This is a genomic window from Streptomyces sp. PCS3-D2 (genome assembly GCF_000612545.2).
GTDB lineage: Bacteria > Actinomycetota > Actinomycetes > Streptomycetales > Streptomycetaceae > Streptomyces.
On the sequence record NZ_CP097800.1, the window covers coordinates 2,043,961 to 2,070,137 of the forward strand.

Below are 26,177 nucleotides of genomic sequence, written 5' to 3' on the forward strand. Positions count from 1 at the left end.
GCACGCCCCCGACCCCGCTACGGGCGCCCGGGGCTTCCCGATGCCATCACGTGATCAGGCTGTAACCGCTCGTTCGACCAACGACTCGGCGAGCTGGGGGAGTTCCGCCCGGTCTGCGGCAGCTCCGCTGAGCCAGTGGACGCGCGGATCGCGGCGGAACCAGGAGTCCTGGCGGCGGGCGAAGCGCTTGGTCGCCCGGATGGTCTCCGCCCGTGCCTCGTCCTCGGTGCACTCACCCGCGAGCGCGGCCAGCACCTGCTGGTAGCCCAGCGCCCGGGAGGCAGTGATGCCGTCGCGCAGTCCGCGGGCCTCCAGCGCCCGGACCTCGTCCACCAGGCCGTCCTGCCACATCCGGTCGACGCGCCGCGCGATCCGCTCGTCGAGCTCGGGCCGGGCGACGTCGACGCCGATCTGGACCGTGTCGTAGACGGACTCGTGGCCGGGCAGGTTCGCGGTGAACGGCTTGCCGGTGATCTCGATGACCTCCAGCGCGCGGACGATGCGCCGGCCGTTGCTGGGCAGGATGGCCCGGGCGGCCTCCGGGTCGGCGGCGGCCAGGCGGGCGTGCAGGGCGCCGGGCCCGCGCAGCGCGACCTCCTCCTCCAGCCGGGCGCGGACTTCGGGGTCGGTGCCGGGGAACTCCATGACGTCCAGGGCGCCCCGGACGTACAGGCCGGATCCGCCGACGAGGACGGGGGTGCGGCCCTCGGCGAGCAGCTTGTCGATCTCCCCGCGGGCCAGCCGTTGGTACTCCGCGACATTGGCGGTGTCGGTGACGTCCCAGATGTCGAGGAGGTGGTGCGGGACGCCGCCGCGCTCCTCGGTCGTCAGCTTGGCGGTGCCGATGTCCATCCCCCGGTACAGCTGCATGGAGTCGGCGTTGACGACTTCTCCGTCGAACCGGCGGGCCAGGGCTACGCCCAGGTCGGACTTTCCTGCCGCGGTGGGACCGACGACGGCGATGACCCGCGGGGCGGGGGCTGCTTTCCTCACGGCCCCAGTCTCGCAAACCCTGGGGGATGTACCCGATCGAGCTACGTGACGGGGTGGTGCCGGGGTCGTTGCCCTGGCGGGGTTCCGGCCGGGGGATGCGCCGTGCGCACGCCCGGCGCGGACCGGTCGCGGACCGGTTCGGTCGACGCGGAACTTCACTCGCACGCGTAACGTTACGGGAGTAGACATGGGCGTTTTTGATCGGTTTTTCCGTCGCAGGAACGAGGCCGTGACCGAAGGGGTCGCGACCGCGGCTCCGGCGGCGGAGTCCGGTGCGGCCGGCGAGAGCGAGCCTGCTGCTGCACAGAGCGAGCCGGCGGAAGCCGTGGAGATTCCGAAGCAGCAGTCGGCGGAGGTGGCCGCGGACAGCGAAGCCGGCGAGGGCGCCCGTACGTAGCGCACGCCAACGGAAGGTGACCCATGGGCCTGCTGGACAATCTGAAGGCCAAGCTCGCTCCGGCGAAGGACAAGGTCGGCGATCTCGCGCAGCAGCACGAAGGCAAGATCAGCGAGGGTCTGGACAAGGTCGCCAAGGCCGTGGACTCCAAGACCAAGGGCAAGTACAGCGGCCAGATCACGAGTGGGACGGGCAAGGCGAAGGACGCCCTGGGGAAGATCGCGCACAAGGACACCCCCGGCGGGCCGACGCCTCCGACCGCCTCCTGACGCGGTCACGGAAGGGGCCTGGAACCGGCTGGTGCCGGTTCCAGGCCCCTTCGGCGCTGAGGGCCCGGTGGAGACCTGCTGCGGGTGCCGGCGGGCCCGCCACCGCTGCGGCCGGGTGGCGTCGGCTACGACCAGGTGGCAACCATGTACCCCACGCCGTACGGGGCGTCCTCGTACAGCAGCCGCCCGACGAGGTCCGCACCCTGCGCGGCGCCGGCCAGCACCTGCCACGGCGCCCGACCCGAGGCCTGGAGCTCGGCCGCGAGCCCGGCGTCGATCGCGGCGAGCGCAGCCGCATCGGCGGCGCCCAGCGCACGGGCGGCGGCGGCGTCGAATCCCGCGGCGCGCTCGTCCAGGTATCCGGGGGCCTTGAGGGTGCGGCAGGCGCTGCCGTCCCCGAGGACCAGCATCGCCACGCGTGCGGCGGAACGCCCCAGATCCGCACCGAGGAGGCCGCAACCGCTCGGGGGCAGGTCCTCGGCGACGGCCACGCCGGCGACCGGGGCGGCCGCCCACCGGGCCCGGCCGAGCAGCCATCCGGCCACCGCGAGGGACGCGGGGAGGGTTCCCGTGGAGGCGTGCCGGCTCGGCGCCTCGCCCAGGTCCGGGCCCAGGGTGACGGTCAGGTCCACGCCGAAGCCGGCGAAGCTGCCGGGGGTGCCCTGGTCGTATCCACCGCCCTCGGCGGCGGCCCCGACCACGACCAGCAGGTCGGGCCGGGAGGCGGCGAGCACCGCGAGCGCGTCGGAGCAGGCGGTGCGGGCGTCGCCGAGTTCGGCGGCGGCGCCCGCGGCGACCTCCGGTACGAGCAGCGGCGGGGCGGGGCAGACGGCGGCGGCTACGAGCATGATCCGCAGCCTAGCCGCACCGCCCCGCAGCCCGGGCCGAAGGCGGGCCCGTCCCTCAGGAGGAGGCGGGCACCGAGCAGCCGGAGACGGCGGCCGGGAGCGGCGCGGGGACGCCGAGCGTGGGGATGCCGAGCATGACGCCCGCAGGCTGGGCCGGGGCGGCGTTGCGCTTCTCCCAGGCGTCGCCGGCGCGGGTGCGGCGCACGGTCCGCGTCGGGCCCTCGGCCAGCAGGTGGTGCGGGGCGGCGTAGGTGATGTCGACGGTGACCACGTCGCCGGGGCGGACGTCCTGCTCCGGCTTCGTGAAGTGGACCAGGCGGTTGTCGGGGGCGCGGCCGGACAGGCGGTGCGTCGCACCGTCCTTGCGGCCCTCGCCCTCCGCGACCATGACCTCCAGCGTGCGGCCGACCTGCTTCTTGTTCTCCTCCCAGGAGATTTCCTCCTGGAGGGCGACCAGGCGCATGTAGCGGTCCTGCACGACCTCCTTGGGGATCTGCCCGTCCATGTCGGCGGCGGGGGTGCCGGGCCGCTTGGAGTACTGGAAGGTGAAGGCGTTCGCGAAGCGGGCCTCGCGCACCACGTGCATCGTCTGCTGGAAGTCCTCCTCCGTCTCACCGGGGAAGCCCACGATGATGTCGGTGGAGATCGCGGCGTGCGGGATCGCGGCGCGCACCTTCTCGATGATGCCGAGGAAGCGCTCCTGGCGGTACGAGCGGCGCATCGCCTTCAGGATCGGGTCGGAGCCGGACTGCAGCGGCATGTGCAGCTGCGGCATCACGTTCGGGGTCTCGGCCATCGCGGCGATCACGTCGTCGGTGAAGTCGCGGGGGTGCGGGGAGGTGAAGCGGACCCGCTCCAGGCCTTCGATCTGGCCGCAGGCGCGCAGCAGCTTGCTGAACGCCTCGCGGTCGCCCAGGTCGGAGCCGTAGGCGTTCACGTTCTGGCCGAGCAGGGTGATCTCCGAGACGCCCTCGGCGACCAGGGCCTCCACCTCGGCGAGGATGTCGCCGGGGCGGCGGTCCTCCTCCTTGCCGCGCAGCGCCGGGACGATGCAGAAGGTGCAGGTGTTGTTGCAGCCGACGGAGATCGAGACCCATGCGGCGTACGCGGACTCGCGGCGGGTCGGGAGCGTGGAGGGGAAGGCCTCCAGAGACTCGGCGATCTCGATCTGCGCCTCCTCCTGGATGCGGGCGCGCTCCAGCAGCACGGGCAGCTTGCCGATGTTGTGCGTACCGAAGACGACGTCGACCCAGGGGGCCTTCCTGACGATCGTGTCGCGGTCCTTCTGGGCGAGGCAGCCGCCGACGGCGATCTGCATGCCGGGGCGCTTGGTCTTCATCGGGGCGAGCCGGCCGAGGTTGCCGTACAGCTTGTTGTCGGCGTTCTCGCGGACCGCGCAGGTGTTGAAGACCACGACGTCGGCGTCGCCGTCGGAGCCCTCGGGCGCCCGGACGTAGCCGGCGTCCTCCAGCAGACCGGAGAGCCGCTCCGAGTCGTGCACGTTCATCTGGCACCCGTAGGTGCGCACCTCGTAGCTTCGCTTCTCGTCCACTGCCTGGCTCCGGTCGCTGCTGGTCATGCAACAAGGGTAGGCGGTGGACGGAAGCCCTCCGGCCGCCGTCCGCCGGCTCACCGGGAGGACGGCGGCCTGGCCGGACGAGCCGCAGGTCAAGGGCATCGACGGCGACCTTGGGCGGGGGCGGGGGGCGGTCCGCGCCGTGACAGGAGGGCGGCCGGGTGGCAGGATCGCGCCCATGCCTCTCGTACCGCCCCGGATCAGCAGGCGCCACGCCCTGCGGGTCCTGGTGACCGTGCTCGCCGTGCTCGGTGTGCTCACGTGGTGGCTGAAGCCCTTCGGGCAGGCGGAGCCGGAGGGCGATCTGACCTTCAGCACGGGGGCGCGGACCGGTGTCTACCACCGGTACGGAACGCTGTTGCAGCAGGCGCTCGGACGTGACATGCCCGGGGTGGACGTCACGCTGGTGACCAGCGAGGGCTCGCAGGAGAACCTGAAGCGGCTGGCCACCGGGGAGGCGGACTTCACCGTGGCGACGGCGGACGCCGTCGCCAAGTACCGGCTCGACGGCAAACCGGACGCGGACCTGCTGCGCGGATGCGCGCGACTCTACGACGACTACGTGCAGCTGGTGGTGCCGGCCGGGTCACCGGTGCAGTCGGCGCGGGACCTGCGGGGCAAGCGGGTGGCGATCGGCCAGCCCGGTTCCGGGGTGCGGCTCATCGCGGAGTGGCTGCTCACCGCGGCGGGGATCGACCCGGTCCTGGACGTCACACCGGTGTCCATCGGACTCGACACGATGCCCGCCGAGCTGGAGGCGGACCGTATCGACGCCTTCTTCTGGTCCGGCGGCCTGCCGACCAACGCGGTGCGCGAACTGTCCGAACGCTTCGACATCCGGCTCGTCCAGCTCGGCGACCTGGTGGAGCAGCTCCAGAGCAACGGTGGCCCGGCGCGCTACTACCGGACGGCCGTCATGCCGCAGGACGCGTACACGCGGGCGCGCAACACCAGCGCGGTGACCACCCTGGCCGTGCCGAACCTGCTGGTCACCACGGCCAAGACCGACGCCGCGCTGACCGAGCGGCTCACCCGCACGGTGATCCTGAGCCGCGACCGGGTCGGGCGCGAGGTGCACGCGGCGCAGCTGGTGGACCTGCGCACGGCGATCTACACCGATCCCCTGGAGCTCCACGAGGGAGCCCGGCGCTACTACCGGTCCGTCAAGCCCTGACGTTCACGCCGCGGGCGAGGACGGGGGCAGCAGCATCGTCGCCGCAGCTGCCGCGCCGATCAGTCCCGCGTGGGTGCCCAGGGCCGCCGGCACCACCTGGAGGTTCTGGACGAAGGAGAGTGTGGCGTACCGGGCGAGGTGGGCGCGGATCGGACCGAAGAGGACGTCCCCGGCGGCGGCCACTCCGCCTCCGATGACCGCGATGTCCGTCTCCACGAGGGTGGCGCCGGCCGCGATGCCGGCGGCCAGGGCGCGGCCGGCGCGGTCGAAGGCGGCCCGTGCGACCGGGTCGCCCTGCGCGGCGGACGCCGCCACGCCTGCCGCGGTGGCGTCGCGCGCGGTGCCGGGGCCGGCAGCGCCGTCCGCGCCGTCGCGGCCGCTCCGGACGGAGCCCGCCGACGGGGTCCAGCCCTGAGCGAGGGCCCAGCGGGCGATCGCCGTGCCGGAGGCGATCGACTCGACGCAGCCGTGGCCGCCGCAGGCGCACGGCTCGCCGTCGAAGGCCACGCTGATGTGTCCGATGTGGCCCGCGTTGCCGGTCGGACCGGGGTGGAGCCGACCGTTCAGGATCAGGCCGCCGCCGACGCCCGTGGAGACCACCAGGCACAGGGCGTTCGCGTGGCCGCGGGCCGCGCCCAGCCAGTGCTCGGCCGCCGTCATCGCCACGCCGTCACCGGCGAGTACGGTCGGCAGGTCGGCACCGCGCGCCGCGAGCTCCGCCGCGACCCGCTCCTGGACGGGGAAATCCCGCCACGCTCCGATGTTGACCGGGCTGACCGTGCCCCGGGACGTGTCCACCGGGCCGGCGCTGCCGATCCCGCAGCGGACGGCGAAGGGCCACAGCGGCGACCGGGACAGGTCGGCGACGACCTCGGCCACCGCCGCCATGACGTCTTCGGCGTCCCCTCCGCGCGGGGTGGCGCGGCGGGTGGTGGCCGACATCGTTCCGTCCGGATGCACCAGCGCCCCGGCGATTTTCGTGCCGCCGATGTCGATCGCCACCGTCGGTCCGGCGGCCGCTGCGGCGGCGCGCGGCGTGGGCGACGGGGCGGTGTGGGTGATCACGGTGGCGGCTCCAGGAAGAGGTCAGGGACCAGTATGCGCCGGGGGCGGCGCCGTACTGCCGCGAGGCTCCAGCCTCGGCCGCTCGCTCTCCCGGACCCCCGGCGGCCCGCCGGCGAGCAGGGACAGCAGTTCCTCGGCGGCCAGCCGGCCGAAGCCCGCCGTGTCGCGGACGAGGGCCGTGAGGCTCGGGTGGGTGACGCGGCACAGCGCGGAGTCGTCCCAGGCGACGATCGACAACCGGCCGGGCACGGGAATGCCCAGCTCGGCGGCGACGGCGCAGCCGGCCACGGCCATCACGTCGTTGTCGTAGACGAGCGCAGTCGGCGCCTGCGGCTCGGCGAGGACCCGCCGGGTGGCGGCCGCGCCCTCCGCGTCGGAGTAGTCGGTGACCACGGAGCGCACCTGGTCCGGGCCGAGGCCCCGGGACTCGGCCCCGGCCCGCAGGGACTCCATCCGGCGGGCCGTGTGCGCGAGGCCGGGGAGCCCCGCGATGTGGACGATCCTGCGGTGGCCCAGCCCGTGGAGGTGGTCCAGTACCTGTGCCATGGCTCCCGCGTCGTCGGCCCGGACGGACGAGACGGACGAGACGGGCGCCGTGGCGGGGAGCACCGGGGAGCCGGGGACCGGGCCGGGCCCGGAGACCTCGGGGACCGGGAGGACCGGGGTGGGTGCGGTCCGGGGGTCGGGCTCGCCGATGGTGACCGCGGGCAGGCCCAGTTCGGCCAGGAGCTCCGGTCGCGGGTCCCCCGTCCGGGGGTCGACGACGAGTACGCCGTCCACCCGCCCTTCCGCCCACCAGCGGCGGTATACCGCGCATTCGGCGTCGACGTCGTGGACGACCTGGAACAGCAGGGCGGTTCGGGCCCCGGCCAGGACCTCCTGGATGCCGGAGACGAGCTGCAGGAAGAAGGACTCGACGCCGAGTGTGTGCGCGGGGCGGGCCAGCACGAGCCCGACGGCTCCGGAGCGTTCGCCGGACAGTGCCCGGGCCGCGCTGTTGGCCTGCCAGCCGAGTTCGTCGGCGACGCGACGGATCCGGGCCCGGGTGTCCTTCGACACGCCGGGCCGGTCGTTGAGCGCGAAGGAGACGGCGCTCTGCGAGACTCCGGCCCGTCGGGCGATGTCCTTGATCGTGGGTCTGCGGGCCATGGCCTGCCTCATTCATCCTTCGGGCGGTGCGGACTGCGGACGGCGATGGCCGGACCGTACGCGATCCGGCAGCGTCGGACACCCCCCGATCACCGCAACCGCCGATCGCCGCGCCGTGCGGGGACGCCCGGGAACAGCCGGCCGCGATGACCGGAAATCGGCTGTCCGTTTCCGCACAGTTCCCATGCAGGCCACAGCGCTAAATCGCATTAGCCGACAGGGCAGTTCAGAACAGTGGCCTTGTACTGAAGGGACTGAAGCGCATAAGTGGACGCTACGGAGGCCCTGTTGACTTTCCGCACCCGCACCGGCAGTTTGTCGCCCGTCCGGTGAATTCGTGCACACTCCAGAAATCAGGACGCCCTGTGCAGGAACACGCGCCCCGCTTCGGTGCCAACTACACGCCCGCCGAGGGCTGGTTCCACCACTGGCTCGACTTCGACCTCGACGCGGTCCGGGCCGATCTCGACGCGATCGCCGCGCTCGGGCTGGACCACGTCCGGGTGTTCCCGCTGTGGCCGGTCTTCCAGCCCAACCGGGCGCTGATCCGGCCGCGCGCCGTCGAGCAGCTCGTCGCCCTCGCGGACGCCGCCGCCGGACGCGGGCTCGACGTGAGTGTGGACGGGCTGCAGGGGCACGTGTCCAGCTTCGACTTCCTGCCCGCCTGGACCCGGACCTGGCACCGACGCAGCCTCTTCACCGACCCGGACGTGATCGCCGGGCAGGAGGAGTACCTGCGCACGCTTGCCGCGGCACTCGCCGACCGGCCGAACTTCCTCGGCATGACCGTCGGCAACGAGATCAATCAGTTCTCCGGTGCCCCGCACCCCGACCCGGACCGCATCACCCCGGCGCAGGCCGCCGACTGGCTGGAGCGGATGCTCGCGGCCTGCGAGCTCGGGGCGCCCGGCAGGCTCCACGTGCACGCCGAGTACGACGCCGTCTGGTACCGGGGCGACCATCCCTTCACGCCCGCCCAGGCCGCCGGACTGGGCGGGGCGACCGCCGTCCACTCCTGGGTGTTCGACGGCACCGCTCAGCGGCACGGCGCGCGCGGTACGGCGACCGAGCACCACGCCGCGTACCTGATCGAGCTCTCCAAGGCCTGGGCGCCCGATCCGCACCGGCCGGTGTGGCTGCAGGAGGCCGGCGCACCGGCGCCGCTGATCGGGCCGGAGCAGGCGGCCCGGTTCACCGAGGCCACCGTCGTGAACGCGCTGGACTGCCCGGACCTGTGGGGTGTGACGTGGTGGTGCTCGCACGACGTGTCCCGGGAGCTCGCCGACTTCCCGGAGCTGGAGTACGGCCTCGGCCTGCTCGCCAACGATGGCAGCACCAAGCCGGCCGGCGCCGCGCTCGCCCGGCTCGCCCGGGAGTGGCGGGGCCTCGTACACCGTCCCGCACCGCGCTCCACCGCGCTGGCCGTGGACGTGGGTGGGGCGGAGCGGGCCCCCGGCCGTTCCGTGTGCGCCCCCGGCGGTGTCTTCTTCGACGCCTGGACGGTGCTGACGGCCCGGGGGGTGCGCCCCGCGGTGGTGCTGGCGGAGCGCGCCGGGGACCCGGGCCACCTGGCGGCGCGCGGGATCACCGAAGTGCTGCACGTACGCGACGTGCTGTGATCCCGACGCGGCCCGAAGGCGCCCGGCCCCGCCCCGCACACCACGCCCCGGCGCCGGCCCAGACCGACAGGAAGCGGCCCGGCCCATCGGAACCGACCCCGACCCGACCCCGCGCCTCGTGAGGAGCCCCGCATGTCCGAGACCGACCACGGCGTCGATCCCCGTACGCGGCCCGTCCCGTTACGCCCGACCCGGCGCAGAGCGCTGGCCGCCGGGGCGTGCGCCGCCGCCCTGCTGGGCGTGGCCGGCCGCACCCGGGCCGCGGCGGCCACGGCCGGGCCCGAGCACCGGCCGGCCCCCGGCGACCTGGCCCCGTACGCCTCCTACTGGTTCCCCGACTCCCTCCCGGCAGGCACCCCGGGCCCCGGTATCGTGTGGCGCTCGCTCAGCCGGTGGACCCCCGGGAGCGACCCCGACCTGGCCCACAACACCGCGACCGTGCCGCTCGCCGAGCGGTTCACCCCCGTCCCGGCGAACGGGACGGCCCGGGCCGGCCAGGCCGGGATCGCCTCCCTCGTCTCCTTCGCGCCGACCGCCGGGAACCCCGCGCAGGGCTCCGCCACCGCCGACTACTACGCGCTCACGCACTGGGCGTACATCGACGAGCTGGTCTTCTGGGGCGGCTCCGCGGGCGAGGGGATCATCCTGGCCCCGAACGCGCCGGTCGTCGACGCCGCCCACCGCAACGGGGTCCGCGTGCTGGGCAACGTGTTCCTGCCGCCCGTGGCGTACGGCGGCGACCTGCGATGGACCCGCGACCTGGTGCAGCGCGACCGCTTCGGGTGCTTCCCGATCGCGGAGCAGCTCGTCCGGGTCGCGCGGACGTACGGCTTCGACGGCTGGTTCGTCAACGCCGAGACCGACGGCGGCGACAGCGCCCTCGCCACCCGGATGCGGGAATTCCTGCGGGCCCTGCGGTCGGCGGGCGAGCCGCACGGTCTGCGGATCACCTGGTACGACGCCATGAACAGCACCGGCCGGGTGGGCTGGCAGGGCGCCTTGAACGCCCTCAACCAGGAGTTCTTCGAGGACCGCGCCGGAAGGGTCGCGGACACCGTGTTCGTGGACTTCCGCTGGACCCCGCAGACGCTGGCCGCGTCGGGCGCGCTCGCCGACCGGCTGGGCCGCTCCCGCCACGAGCTGTGGGCGGCCGTGGACACGGAGTCCCGGGGCTGGAACACCGACGTCCGCTGGGACGCGATCATCCCGCGGACCGGCGACCACGTCGTCAGCTATGCCTTCTACCGGCCCGAATGGACGCTGGGCCACCTCGCCGACCGCTCCCCCGGCGCCTTCCACCAGGCGGACGACCGGTTCTGGACGGGTGAGTCCCTGGACCCGTCCCGGCCCGCGCCCGAGACTTCCTGGCGGGCTCCCGCGACGGCCGTCGCCGACCGGTCCACGGTCACCGGGCTCCCCTTCGCCTGCTCCTTCAACACCGGACACGGCCTGCGCTGGTACGAGAACGGCCGGGTCGCCTCCGACACGCCCTGGAACCATCTCGGGCTCCAGGACCGGCTGCCGGGCCGGCGCTGGGTCGTGGAGACCGCCGGAACGCCTCCGTCCGTCACCCTGGACTTTGCGGACGCCTGGCGCGGCGGCTCCAGCCTGCTGGTCTCGGGCGACCTGACGGCCCCGGTCGCCGTCGGGCTGCACGCCACCCGGCTGCCGCTGAGCCGGGCGAGCGTCGTGGAGCTGGTGCACGCGACCGGGTCGGGTCCGGTCACCGTCGAGGTCGGCGTGGCCACCCGCGAGCCGTCCGCCCCGGGCGAGCCGGTCCCGTACACCTGGCTACGGGCCGGGAGCGCGGCGACCGGGGCGGGCTGGCAGACGGCCCGGGCCGCGCTCGCACCGCTGGCGGGCAGGACCGCGCACGCCCTGGCCGTACGGATCACCGCGCCCGCGGGCAGGCCGACGCTGTGGCGGCTCGGGGCGCTGTCGGTGCACGACGGTGCCCGCACCCGGTGCCCGGCCCCGCCCACCGCGGCCGCCGTGGACGCCGCCGCCCACCGGGACGGCAGGGCCTGGCTCCGCCTGTCCTGGCGGGCGGCGGCCGGCACCGACGGGCCCCCGCGCCACCACGAGGTGCACCGGGTGCTCCCGAACGGCAGCCGCCGCTTCCTCGGCGGGACCTGCGGCACCGCTCTCTACCTCCCGGGAGTCCCCCGCGCGGGCCGGGAACGGGCCGCCGTCTTCGAGGTACGGGCCGTCGACGAGCTGTACGCGACGTCTGCACCAGCCCCCGCGGTCCTGCCCTGGGAGCCGTGACCCGGCCGGGATCGGGCCGGGATCGGGCCGGGATCGGGCCGGGATCGGGCCGGGATCGGGCCGGGGGTCAGGAGGCCTCGGGGCCGGTGCGCGGGACGGTCACGGTCACGCGCAGTCCGTGCGGCGGGTTCGTCTCGTAGGCGAGGGTCCCGCCGCCCGCGGCCAGCAGGGCCCGGGAGATCGACAGGCCGAGTCCGGAGCCCTTGATGTTCTGGTGGCGGCCGCTGCGCCAGAAGCGGTCGCCGACGCGCTGCAGCTCGTCCTCGGTGAGGCCGGGCCCGTGGTCGGCGACGACCACGCGCACCGAGCGGCCCTCGGCCGAGACCGACACCTCGACCTCCTCGCCGGCGGGCGTGAACTTGAGGGCGTTGTCGATGACGGCGTCGAGCGCGCTGGACAGCGCGATGGGGTCCGCCCAGCCGGTGACGGCGGTCCGGCCCCCCTCGGCGAGCCGGACGCCCTTCTCCTCGGCGTACGGCCGCCAGGCGGCGACCCGCTCCGCCGCCAGCGCGCCGACGTCGGTGAGGCTGATCTCGGCGGAGGCGTGCTCGGCCAGCGCGAGGTCGAGGAGGTCGTCCAGGACCTGGGTCAGGCGCTTGCCCTCGGTCCGTACGGAGGCGATCTCCTCGTTGCCCTCGGGCAGTTCGAGGGCCAGCAGTTCGATGCGCAGGAGCAGCGCCGCGAGCGGGTTGCGCAACTGGTGCGAGGCGTCGGCGACGAAGGCCCGCTGTTGCTCCAGCGCCTCTTCGACGTTGTCGGCCATCTCGTTGAACGAGTGGGCCAGGCGCTGTAGTTCCGGCGGTCCGCTGGCGGCCGCGACCCTGGAGTTCATCCGCCCGGTGGCGATGCCGTGGGCGGCGGCGTCCAGGGTCCGTACGGGCTTGAGCACCCAGCTGGTGAGCCGCAGGGCGGCGCCGAAGGCGACCAGCATCGCGGCCGCGAGGCCGCCGGCGATGAGCAGCCAGCCCGTCAGGATCCGGCCGCGCATGAGGTCGGTCGGCGATTCGGTGGCGACGACCGCAACCACGTCGCCGTCGAGGACGACCGGGGAGACGACGAGCAGCTTTCCGTTGGTCTGCCAGGGCCACACCTGCGGCGGGTCGTGGCTGCGGCGCCCGGCGAGCGCCTCTTTGAAGGCACGGCGGCCCTCACCGGATTCGGGGAGCTGCCACCAGCCGGGGGAACGCGCCAGGGCGTGGTCGTCGCGGAGGAAGACCCCGACGCGGATGCCGTACAGCTCCTGGTAGCGGGCGAGTTCGAGCTGGAGCAGGTCCCGGCGCTCGCCGGCGCCGGTGGAACCGGCCCCCTCGGCGTCGATGACGAACTGGGCGAGGGCGGCGAAGCGGGCACTGTCGTCGATGCGGTCGACCACGACCCGCTGCTGCTGCCCGGCGGCGAGGGACACCGCGAGCGGGAAGCCGAGCGCGAGGAGCGTGCCCGCCATCAGGATGACGAGCAGGGGCAGCAGACGTGCGCGCACGGCAGGGTCCCTAGGGGGCGGTGGGGGCGACGAGCCGGTAGCCCACCCCTCGGACGGTCTCGATCAGGGCGGGCATGCGCAGCTTGGAGCGCAGCGAGGCGACGTGGACCTCCAGGGTGCGCCCGGTCCCCTCCCAGCTGGTGCGCCACACCTCGCTGATGATCTGCTCGCGCCGGAAGACGACACCGGGCCGCTGCGCGAGCAGGGCCAGCAGGTCGAACTCCTTGCGCGTGAGGGGTACGTCGATGCCGTCCACGCTGACCCGGCGGGTGGGCAGCTCGATGCTGACGGGGCCGAGGCGGACGGTGGGGGGAGCACCGGTTCCGGTGGCGAGCGCCTCCTCGGAGGCCCCGGTGCGCCGGGCGACGGCGTGGATGCGGGCGAGGAGCTCGCCGGTGTCGTAGGGCTTGACGACGTAGTCGTCGGCTCCCATGTTCAGGCCGTGGATCCGGGAGCGTACGTCGGCCCGCGCGGTGACCATGATGACGGGCGTGGCGGTGCGCTTGCGGATCTTGCCGCACACCTCGTAGCCGTCCTGGTCGGGCAGGCCGAGATCGAGCAGGACCACGCCGAAGGGCGGGGCGCCGGCGGGCAGCAGCGCCTGGAGCGCCTCCTCACCGTTGCGGGCGTGGGTGACCTGGAAGCCGTGCCGGGCGAGGACCGCGGACAGGGCGGCGGCGACGTGGTCGTCGTCCTCGACGAGCAGCAGTCTCATGTCGTCCCCCTTTCCTCATTCTTTCTCGGTCGACCGGTACCCGAATCTCGGCCGTGGTCTCGGTCGGGGGTCACGGTCCTTGCGGTTTCCCGGACCGCGCGGCAGGTCGGTGCCGGACGCACGGCCGCAGAAAAGGCCACCCTGCATCCACGCCGATGCGGAGTCCCACGTCAAGGGGGTTCCGCCGCGGCGGGCCTTCCGTTATGCACCCGGTACGCGCGCATGATCGACCACGCCGGGGCCGCGCACGGAGCGTATCCGTTGGAGGCCGGATCGTTATGCTCAATTCTCCCTCAGATGTGATGACGTTGTGCGCGGGTCGTCACTACTGTCCTCCCAACCGAGGAGGACGGAGCTAGAAGCCGATGAGCGGAGTATCAGTGACCAAGGACGTTCAGGACGCGGCCGGTACCGCGGACGACCTGGTCGTGCTGAGCAACGTCAACAAGCACTTCGGCGCGCTGCACGTGCTTCAGGACATCGATCTGAGCATTGCCCGCGGCGAGGTGGTCGTGGTGATCGGTCCTTCGGGATCGGGCAAGTCCACGCTGTGCCGGACCATCAACCGCCTGGAGACCATCGACTCGGGCACCATCACGCTCGACGGCAAGGAGCTGCCCTCCGAGGGCAAGGAGCTCGCCCGTCTGCGCGCCGACGTCGGCATGGTGTTCCAGTCCTTCAATCTCTTCGCGCACAAGACGGTGCTGGAGAACGTCATGCTGGGCCAGCTGAAGGTCCGCAAGACCGATCAGGCCACGGCCCGCGCGAAGGCGGTGTCCCTGCTGGAGCGGGTCGGCGTCGGCACCCAGGCCGACAAGTACCCGGCCCAGCTCTCCGGCGGCCAGCAGCAGCGCGTGGCCATCGCCCGCGCGCTGGCGATGGAGCCGAAGGTGATGCTCTTCGACGAGCCCACCTCGGCCCTCGACCCGGAGATGATCAACGAGGTGCTGGAGGTCATGCAGCAGCTCGCCCGCGAGGGGATGACCATGGTCGTCGTGACGCACGAGATGGGCTTCGCCCGCTCCGCGGCGAACCGGGTCGTCTTCATGGCCGACGGAAAGATCGTCGAAGAGGCCACCCCCGAGCAGTTCTTCAGCAACCCGCGCAGTGATCGGGCGAAGGACTTCCTGTCGAAGATCCTGCACCACTGAGGTTTACGTCTGGTAGTGATCCGTGTGCGGATCACCGCCGGACGGGTTCCTGTCGGCCGTGCGTGCGCCGCAAGCGTCGCTCGTCGTTCAACAACGTCTCATCCGAGGGAAGTTCACCATGAAGATCTCCAAGGCCGCCGCGGCCGCGGCAGTCGCCGTCGCCCTGTCCCTGACCGCGACCGCGTGTGGCGGCAGCAAGCAGGACGCCGCCTCTGACGGCGGTGCGTCCGGTGGCACCAAGGACAAGATCGTCGTCGGTATCAAGTACGACCAGCCCGGTCTCGGCCTGAAGACCCCGGACGGCAAGTTCACGGGCTTCGACGTCGACGTGGCGACCTACGTCGCCAAGGAGCTCGGCTACCAGCCCGACCAGATCGAGTTCAAGCAGGCCGTCAGCGCCGAGCGCGAGAACCTGCTCTCCAACGGCGACGTCAAGTTCATCGTCGCGACCTACTCGATCAACGACAAGCGCAAGGAGCGGGTCGACTTCGCCGGCCCGTACTTCCTCGCGCACCAGGACCTGCTGGTCCGCGCGGACGACACGAGCATCACCAAGGTCGAGGACCTGAACAAGAAGAAGCTCTGCTCGGTCACCGGCTCCACCTCGGCACAGAACGTCAAGAAGACCCTGGCCCCCGAGGCCGACCTGCTGGAGCAGGGCGGCTACTCCGAGTGCCTCACCGGCCTGGAGAACGGCAAGGTCGACGCCCTCACCACGGACAACTCGATCCTGGCCGGCTATGCCGCGCAGGAGCAGAACAAGGGCAAGTTCAAGCTCGTCGGTCTGAGCATGAGCAACGAGAACTACGGCATCGGCCTGAAGAAGGGCGACAAGGAGCTCCAGACCAAGATCAACGCCGCGCTCAAGAAGATGGTCGAGGACGGCAGCTGGCAGAAGGCGGTGGACGCGAACCTCGGCCCGGCCAACTACAAGAACGAGCCTGCTCCGCAGATCACCGAAGGCAGCTGATTCATCGGTGAGGGACGTCGCCGCCCGCCTGCCTCGGGCGGCGGCGCACCTCACCGGCCATCCTGGGGAGAGCGCAGGGCATCGTGTTCGATTTTCTTGATTCCGGGCAGTACGACGTGCTCGGAGCCTTCTGGGTGACGGTTCAGCTCACCCTCTACTCGGCGGTCGGGTCCCTGATCTGGGGCACCGTCCTGGCGGGAATGCGGGTCAGCCCGGTCCCGCTGCTGCGGGGCTTCGGTACCGCGTACGTCAACCTGGTGCGCAACACTCCGCTGACCTTGCTGGTCATCGGCTGCTCGCTGGGTCTCAGCCAGACCCTCGGGATCGATCTGGGCGGCACCACCTTCAAGGAGACCGGCTTCCGGCTCGCGGTCCTCGGATTGGTCGCCTACACCGGCACCTTCGTCTGCGAGGCCCTGCGCGCCGGCATCAACACCGTGCCCGTCGGCCAGGCCGAGGCGGCCCGCGCACTGGGGCTGAGCTTCTTCCAGGTGCTCACGCTGATCGTGCTCCCCCAGGCCTTCCGGGCGGTCGTCGCACCGCTCGCCAACGTACTGATCGCGCTCACCAAGAACACCACGGTGGCGGCGACCATCGGCGTGGCCGAGGCGGCGCTGCTGATGAAGGAGATGCTGGAGAACGAGGCCCAGGCGGTCTTCGCCGTCTTTGCGGTCTTCGCCCTCGGTTTCGTTCTTCTGACCCTCCCCACCGGTCTGCTGCTGGGCTGGGTGGCCAAGCGAGTGGCGGTGAAGCGATGAGCTCCGTGCTGTACGACACCCCCGGCCCCCGGGCCAAGGTGCGCAACTGGATCTACAGCGGGATCTTCGTCGTCCTGTTCGGTCTCGCCCTGTGGTGGGCGCTGTCCCTCATGGGCGAGAAGGGCCAGCTCGACGCCGACAAGTGGACCCCCTTCGTCACCGACAGCCGGGTCTGGACCACGTACCTGATTCCCGGTCTGGTGGAGACCCTCAAGGCCGGTGCGCTGGCCATGGTGATCGCCCTCCCGCTCGGTGCGGCCCTGGGCATCGGCCGGCTGTCCGACCACGCCGGAGTCCGGGCAGCGGTCGGCGCGTGGGTGGAGTTCTTCCGCGCCATCCCCGTGCTGATGCTGATGCTGTTCAGCAGCGCGCTGTACGCCCCCCAGCTCATGGACGTCCCCTCCGACACCCGGCCGTTCTGGGCCGTGGTCACGGGCCTCGTCCTCTACAACTCGGCCGTCATCGCAGAGATCGTCCGGGCGGGCGTGCTCTCCCTCCCCAAGGGGCAGTCGGAGGCGGCGAAGGCCATCGGCCTGCGCAAGGGCCAGACCATGACCCACGTGCTGCTGCCGCAGGCCGTCACGGCCATGCTGCCGGCGCTGGTCAGCCAGCTGGTCGTGATCCTGAAGGACACCGCGCTCGGCGGCGCCCTGCTCGGCTTCGCGGAACTGCTCTCCATGAACCGGCAGATCGCGGCGAACTACAGCAACACGATCCCGACGATGCTCGTGATCGCCCTGATCTACATCGTGGTGAACTTCACCCTGACCACTCTGGCCTCCTGGCTGGAGAAGCGGCTGCGGGGGTCGAAGAAGAGCACCGGTGCGGTGCTCGGCGCGGAAGAGGTCGACGACCCGGTCCCCGGGGCGAACACCGCGGCCGGAGCCTGACGGCACCCCCGACCGGCAGCCCCCGAGGCCTGACGTCCGGTCAGCCATGGTGCTTATCCAGCGTGGTGCGGCGGAACACATCCGCCGCACCACGCTGCGTTGCGCCCTCGGGTGTCACTTGACGCAGACACCTCCAATGGGTTGCATACGTTCTGTGATCACATACCGGACATCGGGAGCCGCGCCGTGGACCCGGTGATCGTCGTCGGCGCGGGGCCCGTCGGACTGTCCCTGGCCCTGGCGCTCGCGGGCGCGGGCGTGCCCTCCGTCGTGCTCGACGAGCGGCCCGGCAAGGACGAGGTACGGCCGGCCCGCACGGTCGTCCTCCACGCGGACACGGCGGCCATGGCGCACCGGCTGGGCTGCACGACCCTGCGCGACGAGGCGGCGTACTTCGCCGCCTGGCGCACCATGCGGCGCGGCCGGGACGCCCAACGGCTCACCTTCGAGGACCATCCCGCGCCCCTGCACGTCCCTCAGCACGCTCTGGCGCGCGGACTGCGTGATTCCGCGGCCGCGCACCCCCTCGTCCAGCTGGTCTGGGACAGCAAGCTGGACTCCCTGGAACAGGACGACCGGGGCGTCACCGCGCACACCCGGGGCGCCGAGACCACCTGGTGGCGCGGAAGTTACGTGGTCGGCTGCGACGGGGCCCGCTCCACCGTGCGCAAGCTGCTCGGGATCCGCTTCCCGGGCCGTACCGCCGTCGAACGCCACGCCGTGGCCGCGCTGCGCACCGAACTGCCCTGGCCCGGCGAGGCCCTGCTGCACCGCAGCGCGCCGCAGGAGGTCACGTCGCGGCCGCTGCCCGACGGGGTCTGGCGGCTGGACTGGCTGCTCCCGGCGCGCGGCGAGCTCGTCACCCCCGACGCGCTGGTCACCCTGATCCGCGACACCCTCGCGCAGTGGTGCGGCGGTACGACTCCCCCGTACGACCTGCTCGACACCGGCGTGCACACCCTGCACCACCGGCTGGCCCGGCGCTGGCGGGACGGGCGGGCGTTCCTCGCCGGCGATGCCGCGCACCTGCTGGGCGCGCTCGGCACCCAGGGCGTCGAGGAGGGGCTCCGGGACGCCGAGAACCTGGCGTGGAAGCTCTCCCTGGCCTGGCACCAGGGCGCCTCTGCGGCTCTGCTCGACAGCTATGAGGACGAACGGCGCACCGCGGTGGCCGCCCGGCTGCGCGCGGCCGACCAGGCCATGCCGACGCTGCGGACCGGGAGCGGTCTGCGCAACTACCTTCCGGGAGCCTCGCGTTCCGCCGAGTCCCTGCTGACCGACGGCCATCTGGGCCGGGGGCCGCTGGGCGCGGAGCCGGCGTACGCCCCGCCCGTCGCCGTGCGCGAGGTGCCGACGGCCACGGAACCGGGCGGGCCGGTCGCGAACGTCCCGGTCACCGCGCCCGACGGGGCGACGGTGCCGCTGCGGGACCTGCTGGGCCAGGGCCGGCTGCTGGTGGTGCTGGTGGCCCCGGGCACCGGGGTGTGGGACCGGCGCCACTGGATGGGCGCCGGGCTGATGCCCCGCCTGGCCGCCGCGGTCAGCGCCCTGCCCGTCCGCACCGACCTGCTCGTCGCCGACAGCTACCCAGGCGCCCCGGCGCACACCGTGCTCCTCGTGCGACCGGACGGGCATCTGGCGGCGACCTTCGCAGGGGTCCGCCCGGCAGAGCTGTACGAGGCGGCGGACGCCGTCCGGGCCGGTGCTCCCGCCTCCCGGGTACCCGCGGCCTCGAAGCCGCAGACACCCACACCGACACCGACCGTCGTGATCGACTGACCGTGTGCGGGCCGCATCCCGGCCGGGGTCCCACGGCCACCGCGTTCCCCGCCTCCACGGGCCCGCGGGACTCGGGTCGGTCCGGGCGGGGCACTTCGGCGGCCCCACCCCCGAGGAGGTGCGCACGCTCTCGTGGGCGGCGCGGCGCTCCCCGTGTCGTGGGGGTCGCCCGGCGTCCGGCCCGAGGGCTGCGCCCGCCCCGGGCCGCGCGCGGCTCAGTCCCCCGGATACCCGAGGTCGTCGGCGTCCTCGCCCTCCGCTTCCAGTGCGCGGCGGACCACTCTCAGGGCCATGCCTTCCGGGTATCCCTTGCGGGCGAGCATTCCGGCCAGCCGCCGGATCCGCTTCTCCCGCTCCAGGCCCCGGGTGGATCGGAGCTTGCGCTCGACGAGCTCGCGGGCGGTCTGCTCCTCCTGGTCGGAGTCCAGCCGGCCCAGGGCCTCCTCCACGAGGGTGGCGTGCACCCCCTTGGTCCGGAGCTCCTGGGCGAGCGCGCGGCGGGCCAGGCCCCGGCCGCGGTGGCGGGACTCGACCCAGGCTCCGGCGAACGCCGCGTCGTCGATCAGGCCCACTTCCTCGTAACGGGAAAGGACCTGCTGTGACACCTCGTCGGGGATGCCCCGCTTGTGCAGGGCGTCCGCGAGCTGGCGCCGGGTACGCGGGTTCCCCGTGAGCAGGCGCAGGCAGATGGCCCGCGCCTGCTCCTCGGGGGTCTGGGGCGGCAGCTCCTGGCGGCCCTCACCGCCTCCTCGGCTCCTGCCGCCCGCTTCCTGCCCGAGCACGGGTCAGCTCTTGGCCACGGCGGCCTTGGCCGCCGTCTTGGCCTTCGATGCCGGTGCGGGCGCGGCCGCGGCATCGGCGGGGGCGGCGGGTGTGGCAGCGGCCGCGTCGTCGCCGTCCTTGCGGAGGCCCACGCCCAGCTTCTCCTTGATCTTCCGCTCGATCTCGTTCGCGAGGTCCGGGTTGTCCTTGAGGAAGTTGCGGGCGTTCTCCTTGCCCTGGCCGAGCTGGTCGCCCTCGTACGTGTACCAGGCGCCGGCCTTGCGGATGAAGCCGTGCTCCACGCCCATGTCGATCAGGCCGCCCTCGCGGCTGATGCCCTGGCCGTAGAGGATGTCGAACTCGGCCTGCTTGAACGGCGGCGCGACCTTGTTCTTCACGACCTTGCAGCGGGTTCGGTTGCCGACCGCCTCCGTGCCGTCCTTCAGCGTCTCGATGCGGCGGATGTCGATGCGCACCGAGGCGTAGAACTTCAGCGCGCGGCCACCGGTCGTGGTCTCGGGCGAGCCGAACATCACGCCGATCTTCTCGCGGAGCTGGTTGATGAAGATCGCGGTGGTCTTGGACTGGTTGAGGGCACCGGTGATCTTCCGGAGCGCCTGGCTCATCAGGCGGGCCTGCAGACCCACGTGCGAGTCGCCCATCTCGCCCTCGATCTCGGCGCGCGGCACGAGGGCCGCCACGGAGTCGATGACGATCAGGTCGAGGGCACCGGAGCGGACCAGCATGTCCACGATCTCCAGTGCCTGCTCACCGGTGTCCGGCTGCGACAGGATGAGGTTGTCGGTGTCGACGCCGAGGGCCTTGGCGTACTCCGGGTCGAGTGCGTGCTCGGCGTCCACGAAGGCGACGGTGCCACCGGCCTTCTGCGCATTGGCCACGGCGTGGAGGGTCAGGGTCGTCTTACCGGAGGATTCCGGGCCGTAGATCTCGACGACGCGGCCGCGCGGCAGCCCGCCGACGCCCAGGGCGATGTCCAGCGCCGTCGACCCGGTGGAGATGACGTCGATGGGGTCGTTCGGCTTGTCGCCGAGACGCATGACCGCGCCCTTGCCGAATTGCCGTTCAATCTGTGCGAGAGCGGCGTCGAGAGCCTTCTCACGGTCGGTGCCTGCCATGGGTTCCACCCGGTTTGCTTGAGTCGATCGCTTCACGCCATTGACGCTAATGCCTGCCACTGACAATGCGCCTCCACGACCGGTTCGGCTGTGGATAACCCATCAGAATGGATGTTCGATTTTCCTGTCAAGCTCGCCACACCCAGAGCGCTATGCCCTGATTACACAGATATCCTATGGAGTGTGATCGAGTCTGGACGGCCACGACTCCGTAGGCGCCCCGGCCCGGGAAGGCTCGTGCGGCTGTCGCCGGTCATCCTGACCATCGTCATCGCCGGCCTGGCATACAACACTCCGCCGGAGATGGCCTTCAGCCGCCTCCTACCCGCGGCGCCGGCCCTCGCCGCCGCGATGTGGACCGTGCTCCCCACCGTCCTGCTCGGGACCGTCTGCCTCATCCTGATGATCGGCCTCAGCTTCATCTTCCCGGACCTCGGCACGTGGTGGACGTGCGCGGGGATCATCGCGGTCACCGTGGCCGCCGCGTACGGCAGCCACGTCCGGCTCCAGCGGGAGCGCACGCTCTTCCAGGTCAGACTCGTCGCCGACGCGGCGCAGCAGGTGGTCCTCAGCCCCATGCCGCGCCTCCTCGGCAGGATCGAGATCGAATCCCTGTACCTCGCGGCCGCGGCGGAGGCCAGCATCGGCGGGGACTTCTACGAGGTGGCCGACACCCCGCACGGCGTCAGACTGCTCATCGGTGACGTGCGCGGCAAGGGCCTGCCGGCGGTCGGGGCCGCCGCGGCGATCGTCAACGCCTTCCGGGAGGCCGCCTACGGCGAGCCCGACCTGGTCGAGGTCGCCCGCCGGCTGGACGCCAGCAGCACCCGCTACAACGCAGCCTTCCCGCCCGAGGGGCCGATGGAGCGCTTCGCCACCGCCCTGCTCGTCCAGATCCCGCACGAGGGCGGCCGCATCGACGTCCTCAACTGCGGGCACCCCCCGCCACTGCTCCTGAACCGCCGCGGGCTGCGCACCCTCGAATCGACCGCCCCGTCGCCGCTGCTCAGCCTCGCGGACCTGATCGGCGACCGGTACAGCATCGACAGCTTCGACTTCGCCCCCGACGACCTGCTGCTCCTCTACACCGACGGGATCGCCGAGGCCCGTGCCCGCGACGGCGAGTTCTTCCCGCTGGCCACGTGGATGGGCAGCCAGCCCCCGACTCCGCCGCAAGCGCTCCTCAAGGCCCTCCACCGCGACCTCCTGCGCTACAGCAGGGGGCGTCTCGACGACGACATCGCGGCCCTGGCCGTCCGCCTGCGCGGCCCCCTGACCGCGGATCCCCCGTAGGTCGCGCGCCCTCCAGGTCGCCGGCCCACGGTCACGGGGGCGCACGGGGCACGGGGCGCATCGCGCACGGGTCCCCTACGATCGCCGGATGATCGAATTGCTGTATCCGCCCAAGCCCCGACCCGGGGACCGGGTCGCCGTCCTGTCCCCCTCGGCCGGGCTGCCCGGCCTCTTCCCGCTCCCCTACGAGCTGGGGCTGCGCAGGCTCCGTGACGACTTCGGGCTGGAGCCCGTGGAGTACCCGACCACGCGGAAGATGGGCGCGACGCCCGAGGAGCGGGCCGCGGACATCCACGCCGCCTTCGCGGACCCCGACATCAGGGCGGTGATCGCCAGCATCGGCGGCGACGACCAGATCACCGTCCTCCCCCACCTCGACGGCGATCTGCTGCGGGCCAACCCCAAGCCGTTCTTCGGCTACAGCGACAACACCAACCTCCTGCTGTTCCTGCGGAACCTGGGCATCGTCGCCTACCACGGCGCCTCGGTCATGGTCGAGCTCGGCCGACCCGGCGCGATGCACCCGGCCACCGCCGACTCGCTCCGGGCCGCATTGTTCACCTCGGGCGCGTACGAACTCAGCCGGTCCGGCGAGTACGGGGACGTCAACCTGCCCTGGGAGGACCCGCTCAGCCTGGAGTCCGAGCCGCCGATGGCACGCTCCTACGGCTGGACCTGGCACAACGGCGACCGGGTGGTCGAGGGCGCCGGCTGGGGCGGCAACCTGGAGGTCCTCTCCTGGATGATGGCGGCCGACCGTGCGGTACTGCCCGCCGAAGAGTACGCGGGCGACGTGCTCTTCCTGGAGACCTCCGAGGAGATGCCGCGCGCGGAGGAGGTCTACCGGATGCTCCGGAACATGGGCGAGCGCGGACTGCTGCGGCAGTTCCCCGCGCTGCTGATGGGCCGGGCCAAGAGCTGGTCGTTCGAGAACCGGTTCGACGTCGGGCAGAAGGAGCGGTACCGCGAGGAGCAGCGCGAGGCCGTCCTGCGTGCACTGCGGCAGTACGCCCCCGACGTCATGGCCGTCTTCGACGTGGACCTCGGCCATACCGACCCGCAACTCGTGATCCCCGTGGGCGGGCGGATCCGGGTGGACGGACCCGCCCGGCGGATCACCGTCAGCTACTGAGCGGCCCTGCGCCGGGCACGGGCGAGCGTGCGACGCCGAGCGAGTCGGCGGCGAGGGGTTTCGGCGCGCGCTCCTCATAGAAGACGTCGAGTTCCGTGATCACGAACCCGGCGGAGGTCAGCAGGTCGACGGTCGGCCGGGTGAGGTGGCACCCGCCGCAGAGCCGCTTGTTCAGCGGTTCGATCCGCCGCTGCATGCGGCGCACGCGCTCGTCCCCCTGCGGCGCCAGGCCGTGCTCGACGAAGTGCAGGCCGCATCCGGGCTTGAGCACGCGCCGCACCTCGCGCAGGGCGGCCAGCGGATCCGGGATGGTGCACAGCGTCCACGTGGACAGCGCCGCGTCGAAGGTGGCGTCCTCGAAGGGCAGCGACCGGCCGTCCGGACCGGCCCGCCGCACCGGGACCCGGGAGGCCCGTATCCGGTCGGCGGCGAGGCCCCAGGCCACGTCGGAGGGCTCGATCGCGGCCACCCCGGTGACGCCCGGCGGGTAGAAGGGCACGTTGTGGCCGGAGCCGAAACCGATCTCGACGACCTCCCCGGCCAGGCCGGCGCAGACGCGCCGCCTGAGCGGCCGGGCGCCACGCGCCCCGCAGGCGAGGTCGACGATCCGCGGAACGATCCGTTCGGCGTAGAAACCCATCGCATCCTCCCAGTCCGTGGTCCCAGCATGGCACCGGCGGCGCCGGAGCGGCAGCCATGGAGTGACAACCCAGGGTTGACACCCCTTCGACTGTCAACCTAGGGTTGCACCCATGACGAACCCTTCGGTGGAACCCGTTCGCATGACCCATCCGGTACGCCTCGACGACCTGATCGAGGCCATCAACAAGGTCCACACCGACCCCCTGGAGCAGCTCAGCGGCGCCGTCGTCGCCGCCGAGGCCCTCGGGGACGTCGCGGACCACCTCATCGGCCACTTCGTCGACCAGGCCCGCCGCTCGGGCGCCTCCTGGACCGACATCGGCCGCAGCATGGGCGTCACCCGCCAGGCGGCCCAGAAGCGCTTCGTCCCCAAGGCGGACAAGGAGGGCGCCGACGCCCTCGACCCGAACGCGGGCTTCGGCCGCTTCACCCCGCGCGCCCGCAACGTGGTCGTGACCGCGCAGAACGAGGCCCGCGCCGCAGGGAACGCCGAGATCCGCACCGAGCACCTGATCCTGGGCCTGATGGCCGAGGCCGACGGCCTCGCGGGGCTCGTCCTGCGCGCCCAGTCGGTCTCGCCGGACGACGTACGGGCCGCCGCGGCCGCCGCACTCCCGCCGGCCCAGGACGAGATCCCCGCCCTCGTCCCCTTCGACGCCTCGGCGAAGAAGGCCCTGGAGCTGACCTTCCGTGAGGCCCTGCGCCTGGGCCACGACTTCGTCGGCACCGAGCACATCCTGCTCGCGCTCCTGGAGCTGGAGAACGGCGAGGGCCTGCTGAGCGGCCTCGGCCTGGACAAGGCAGCTGCGGAGGCGAGCGTCAGCGAAGCCCTGGCAGTCGTACTCCGCGACGCGGACGGGACGTAGAGGAGTCCGCGTCCCGCGTCAGCTCGTAGCGCCTGACGTAGGCGCCGAGGAAGGCCTGCAGCGTGGCGACGGCCGGGATGGCGATCAGCGCCCCGACCGCGCCCAGCAGGGCGGTGCCCGCGATGACCGATCCGAAGGCCACCGCCGGATGGATGTCGACGGTCTTCGACGTCAGCTTCGGCTGGAGCATGTAGTTCTCGAACTGCTGGTAGATCACCACGAAGGCGAGGACGTACAGCGCGTACCAGGGGTCGACGGTGAAGGCGAGCAGGACCGGCAGCGCGCCCGCGAGGTAGGTGCCGATGGTGGGGACGAACTGCGAGACCAGCCCCACCCACACGGCGAGCGCGGGCGCGTACGGCACCCCCAGGACGGCCAGCACGATGTAGGTCACGACGCCCGAGATCAGTGCCATCAGCCCGCGCGAGTAGAGGTAGCCACCGGTCTTGGCCACGGCGATCTCCCAGGCCCGCAGCACCTCCGCCTGCTTCGCCGGCGGCAGTACGGAGCACAGCGCGCGCCGCAGCCGCGGTCCGTCGGCGGCGAAGTAGAAGGAGAACAGGCCGATCGTCAGCAGCTTGAAGAGCCCGCCGAGCACGGTGGCGGACACGTCGAGCACGCCGGACGCACTGTTCTGCACGTACTTGCGCAGCCAGTCGGAGCGCAGCACGCTCTCCTGGATCTCCAGCCGGGACAGATCGGTGTGGACGGTGGAGTTGATGAAGTTGATCACCGAGTCGAGGTAGCCCGGGAAGCCCTCCACCATGGCGACGATCTGCCCTGCGAGCAGGGAGCCGAGCAGCGCGAGGAACCCGACGGACACGACGAACACCGCGGTGAACACCAGGAAGGTGGCGAACCCGCGGCGCATGCCGCCGGCCGCCATCCTGGCGACGGCGGGTTCGATCGCGAGCGCGAGGAAGAACGCGATCAGGATGTTGACGAGCAGCCCGGTCAGCTGGTGGAAGGCCCAGCTGCCGAGCTGGAAGCAGGCGACGAGGCCCAGGACCAGGACCACGGCGCGCGGCAGCCAGCGCGGCATGCGCCCGTCTCCCCCGGCCGGTGGCCCGCCCGGGCCGGCAGGACCCTGCGGCGGGACCGGATCGGCGGGCCGGGCCGCCCCGCTGCCCGCCGGCCCCGCGCCCGCCGCCGGGTCCGGATCCGTTCCGGAGGCGACCGGTGCGGCGCCGGGATCGGCTGCCCGGGGCGGGGGCAGCGCGCCCTGGACGGCTGCGGGCTGGTCGG

General features: G+C 72.6%; 24 protein-coding genes. 13 read left to right on the plus strand and 11 right to left on the minus strand.

Translation table 11 applies throughout. The features are described 5' to 3' along the window. Positions 1–54 precede the first annotated feature (54 nt). Positions 55–993, minus strand: a complete 939-nt coding sequence (gene miaA, locus AW27_RS08215) for a tRNA (adenosine(37)-N6)-dimethylallyltransferase MiaA (protein WP_037929813.1) — start codon at positions 991–993, stop codon at positions 55–57. Positions 994–1,222: 229 nt separating this feature from the next. Between miaA and AW27_RS08220 the strand changes: the two genes are divergently transcribed. Continuing rightward, positions 1,223–1,390, plus strand: a complete 168-nt coding sequence (locus tag AW27_RS08220; RefSeq protein ID WP_370466464.1) for a gliding motility protein — start codon at positions 1,223–1,225, stop codon at positions 1,388–1,390. Between the two features lie 23 nt (positions 1,391–1,413). Next, a complete protein-coding gene (locus AW27_RS08225) occupies positions 1,414–1,659 on the plus strand; it encodes an antitoxin (protein ID WP_037929815.1) in 246 nt (81 codons plus the stop codon). Positions 1,660–1,784: 125 nt separating this feature from the next. Here AW27_RS08225 and AW27_RS08230 read toward each other — a convergent pair whose 3' ends face one another. Both AW27_RS08230 and miaB read right to left on the minus strand, forming a co-directional pair. Next, positions 1,785–2,507 carry a class III extradiol ring-cleavage dioxygenase family protein gene (locus tag AW27_RS08230; RefSeq protein WP_037929817.1) on the minus strand — a complete coding sequence of 241 codons (723 nt, stop codon included), beginning with the start codon at positions 2,505–2,507 and terminating at the stop codon, positions 1,785–1,787. A 55-nt stretch (positions 2,508–2,562) separates the two neighbouring features. Further along, the gene (gene miaB, locus AW27_RS08235) at positions 2,563–4,086 is read right to left on the minus strand and encodes a tRNA (N6-isopentenyl adenosine(37)-C2)-methylthiotransferase MiaB (RefSeq protein ID WP_037929820.1); all 1,524 of its coding nucleotides are present in this window, start codon (positions 4,084–4,086) and stop codon (positions 2,563–2,565) included. Positions 4,087–4,261: 175 nt separating this feature from the next. On the opposite strand from miaB, the gene AW27_RS08240 reads away from it, so the two are divergent. Further along, a complete protein-coding gene (locus AW27_RS08240) occupies positions 4,262–5,257 on the plus strand; it encodes a TAXI family TRAP transporter solute-binding subunit (RefSeq protein WP_037929823.1) in 996 nt (331 codons plus the stop codon). Positions 5,258–5,260: 3 nt separating this feature from the next. Here AW27_RS08240 and AW27_RS08245 read toward each other — a convergent pair whose 3' ends face one another. Together AW27_RS08245 and AW27_RS08250 are read right to left on the minus strand one after the other, a co-directional pair. Continuing rightward, positions 5,261–6,259 carry an ROK family protein gene (locus AW27_RS08245; protein ID WP_037930016.1) on the minus strand — a complete coding sequence of 333 codons (999 nt, stop codon included), beginning with the start codon at positions 6,257–6,259 and terminating at the stop codon, positions 5,261–5,263. Between the two features lie 84 nt (positions 6,260–6,343). Continuing rightward, positions 6,344–7,471: a LacI family DNA-binding transcriptional regulator gene (locus tag AW27_RS08250; RefSeq protein ID WP_106967705.1), complete on the minus strand. Its 1,128-nt coding sequence runs from the start codon at positions 7,469–7,471 to the stop codon at positions 6,344–6,346. A 365-nt stretch (positions 7,472–7,836) separates the two neighbouring features. On the opposite strand from AW27_RS08250, the gene AW27_RS08255 reads away from it, so the two are divergent. Both AW27_RS08255 and AW27_RS08260 read left to right on the plus strand, forming a co-directional pair. Next, positions 7,837–9,090: a glycoside hydrolase 5 family protein gene (locus AW27_RS08255; RefSeq protein WP_037929829.1), complete on the plus strand. Its 1,254-nt coding sequence runs from the start codon at positions 7,837–7,839 to the stop codon at positions 9,088–9,090. A gap of 132 nt (positions 9,091–9,222) precedes the next feature. Then, on the plus strand, positions 9,223–11,358 hold the full coding sequence (locus AW27_RS08260) for an endo-beta-N-acetylglucosaminidase (RefSeq protein WP_052031340.1): 2,136 nt from the start codon (positions 9,223–9,225) through the stop codon (positions 11,356–11,358). A gap of 67 nt (positions 11,359–11,425) precedes the next feature. Here the strand turns inward: AW27_RS08260 and AW27_RS08265 are convergent, their stop codons facing one another. Both AW27_RS08265 and AW27_RS08270 read right to left on the minus strand, forming a co-directional pair. Further along, on the minus strand, positions 11,426–12,838 hold the full coding sequence (locus AW27_RS08265; protein ID WP_037929832.1) for a sensor histidine kinase: 1,413 nt from the start codon (positions 12,836–12,838) through the stop codon (positions 11,426–11,428). A gap of 10 nt (positions 12,839–12,848) precedes the next feature. Next, a complete protein-coding gene (locus tag AW27_RS08270; protein ID WP_037929835.1) occupies positions 12,849–13,553 on the minus strand; it encodes a response regulator transcription factor in 705 nt (234 codons plus the stop codon). 365 nt (positions 13,554–13,918) lie between these two features. On the opposite strand from AW27_RS08270, the gene AW27_RS08275 reads away from it, so the two are divergent. The 5 genes from AW27_RS08275 to AW27_RS08295 all read left to right on the plus strand — a co-directional run bounded on the left by AW27_RS08275 (position 13,919) and on the right by AW27_RS08295 (position 19,101). Next, positions 13,919–14,704, plus strand: a complete 786-nt coding sequence (locus AW27_RS08275; RefSeq protein ID WP_037929838.1) for an amino acid ABC transporter ATP-binding protein — start codon at positions 13,919–13,921, stop codon at positions 14,702–14,704. A gap of 118 nt (positions 14,705–14,822) precedes the next feature. After that, entirely contained in the window at positions 14,823–15,674 is an 852-nt protein-coding gene (locus AW27_RS08280) for a glutamate ABC transporter substrate-binding protein (protein ID WP_037929842.1), read from the plus strand. Positions 15,675–15,757: 83 nt separating this feature from the next. Next, positions 15,758–16,432: an amino acid ABC transporter permease gene (locus AW27_RS08285; protein ID WP_037929845.1), complete on the plus strand. Its 675-nt coding sequence runs from the start codon at positions 15,758–15,760 to the stop codon at positions 16,430–16,432. Beyond that, a complete protein-coding gene (locus tag AW27_RS08290) occupies positions 16,429–17,322 on the plus strand; it encodes an amino acid ABC transporter permease (protein WP_037929848.1) in 894 nt (297 codons plus the stop codon). The genes AW27_RS08285 and AW27_RS08290 overlap by 4 nt, the downstream gene beginning before the upstream one ends. Positions 17,323–17,508: 186 nt before the next feature. Further along, entirely contained in the window at positions 17,509–19,101 is a 1,593-nt protein-coding gene (locus AW27_RS08295; protein ID WP_052031341.1) for an FAD-dependent monooxygenase, read from the plus strand. A 215-nt stretch (positions 19,102–19,316) separates the two neighbouring features. Here AW27_RS08295 and recX read toward each other — a convergent pair whose 3' ends face one another. Both recX and recA read right to left on the minus strand, forming a co-directional pair. Beyond that, entirely contained in the window at positions 19,317–19,883 is a 567-nt protein-coding gene (gene recX, locus AW27_RS08300; protein ID WP_037929851.1) for a recombination regulator RecX, read from the minus strand. A 3-nt stretch (positions 19,884–19,886) separates the two neighbouring features. After that, positions 19,887–20,999 carry a recombinase RecA gene (recA, locus tag AW27_RS08305; RefSeq protein WP_037929854.1) on the minus strand — a complete coding sequence of 371 codons (1,113 nt, stop codon included), beginning with the start codon at positions 20,997–20,999 and terminating at the stop codon, positions 19,887–19,889. Between the two features lie 237 nt (positions 21,000–21,236). On the opposite strand from recA, the gene AW27_RS08310 reads away from it, so the two are divergent. Together AW27_RS08310 and AW27_RS08315 are read left to right on the plus strand one after the other, a co-directional pair. Beyond that, positions 21,237–22,292, plus strand: a complete 1,056-nt coding sequence (locus AW27_RS08310; RefSeq protein WP_037929857.1) for a PP2C family protein-serine/threonine phosphatase — start codon at positions 21,237–21,239, stop codon at positions 22,290–22,292. 88 nt (positions 22,293–22,380) lie between these two features. Beyond that, entirely contained in the window at positions 22,381–23,424 is a 1,044-nt protein-coding gene (locus AW27_RS08315) for a S66 family peptidase (RefSeq protein ID WP_037929860.1), read from the plus strand. Here AW27_RS08315 and AW27_RS08320 read toward each other — a convergent pair. Further along, positions 23,414–24,064, minus strand: coding sequence for a class I SAM-dependent methyltransferase (locus AW27_RS08320; protein ID WP_037929862.1), 651 nt, complete (start codon positions 24,062–24,064; stop codon positions 23,414–23,416). The two genes, AW27_RS08315 and AW27_RS08320, sit on opposite strands and share 11 nt — an antisense overlap. A gap of 112 nt (positions 24,065–24,176) precedes the next feature. Here AW27_RS08320 and AW27_RS08325 point away from each other — a divergent pair, with 112 nt between their 5' ends. Beyond that, positions 24,177–24,932 (plus strand): Clp protease N-terminal domain-containing protein, encoded by a 756-nt coding sequence (locus AW27_RS08325; RefSeq protein ID WP_037929865.1) that lies wholly within the window; start codon positions 24,177–24,179, stop codon positions 24,930–24,932. Here the strand turns inward: AW27_RS08325 and AW27_RS08330 are convergent. Then, positions 24,886–26,148 carry an AI-2E family transporter gene (locus AW27_RS08330; RefSeq protein ID WP_078557158.1) on the minus strand — a complete coding sequence of 421 codons (1,263 nt, stop codon included), beginning with the start codon at positions 26,146–26,148 and terminating at the stop codon, positions 24,886–24,888. The two genes, AW27_RS08325 and AW27_RS08330, sit on opposite strands and share 47 nt — an antisense overlap. Positions 26,149–26,177: the final 29 nt, after the last annotated feature.

Bases quoted from the DNA above. Each gene is read 5' to 3' on its own strand.
- AW27_RS08225 (WP_037929815.1), top strand. From the start codon at position 1,414: ATGGGCCTGCTGGACAATCTGAAGGCCAAGCTCGCTCCGGCGAAGGAC.
- AW27_RS08230 (WP_037929817.1), bottom strand. From the start codon at position 2,507: ATGCTCGTAGCCGCCGCCGTCTGCCCCGCCCCGCCGCTGCTCGTACCG.
- miaB (WP_037929820.1), bottom strand. From the start codon at position 4,086: ATGACCAGCAGCGACCGGAGCCAGGCAGTGGACGAGAAGCGAAGCTAC.
- AW27_RS08240 (WP_037929823.1), top strand. From the start codon at position 4,262: ATGCCTCTCGTACCGCCCCGGATCAGCAGGCGCCACGCCCTGCGGGTC.
- AW27_RS08250 (WP_106967705.1), bottom strand. From the start codon at position 7,471: ATGGCCCGCAGACCCACGATCAAGGACATCGCCCGACGGGCCGGAGTC.
- AW27_RS08260 (WP_052031340.1), top strand. From the start codon at position 9,223: ATGTCCGAGACCGACCACGGCGTCGATCCCCGTACGCGGCCCGTCCCG.
- AW27_RS08270 (WP_037929835.1), bottom strand. From the start codon at position 13,553: ATGAGACTGCTGCTCGTCGAGGACGACGACCACGTCGCCGCCGCCCTG.
- AW27_RS08275 (WP_037929838.1), top strand. From the start codon at position 13,919: ATGAGCGGAGTATCAGTGACCAAGGACGTTCAGGACGCGGCCGGTACC.
- AW27_RS08280 (WP_037929842.1), top strand. From the start codon at position 14,823: ATGAAGATCTCCAAGGCCGCCGCGGCCGCGGCAGTCGCCGTCGCCCTG.
- AW27_RS08290 (WP_037929848.1), top strand. From the start codon at position 16,429: ATGAGCTCCGTGCTGTACGACACCCCCGGCCCCCGGGCCAAGGTGCGC.
- recA (WP_037929854.1), bottom strand. From the start codon at position 20,999: ATGGCAGGCACCGACCGTGAGAAGGCTCTCGACGCCGCTCTCGCACAG.
- AW27_RS08315 (WP_037929860.1), top strand. From the start codon at position 22,381: ATGATCGAATTGCTGTATCCGCCCAAGCCCCGACCCGGGGACCGGGTC.
- AW27_RS08320 (WP_037929862.1), bottom strand. From the start codon at position 24,064: ATGGGTTTCTACGCCGAACGGATCGTTCCGCGGATCGTCGACCTCGCC.
- AW27_RS08325 (WP_037929865.1), top strand. From the start codon at position 24,177: ATGACGAACCCTTCGGTGGAACCCGTTCGCATGACCCATCCGGTACGC.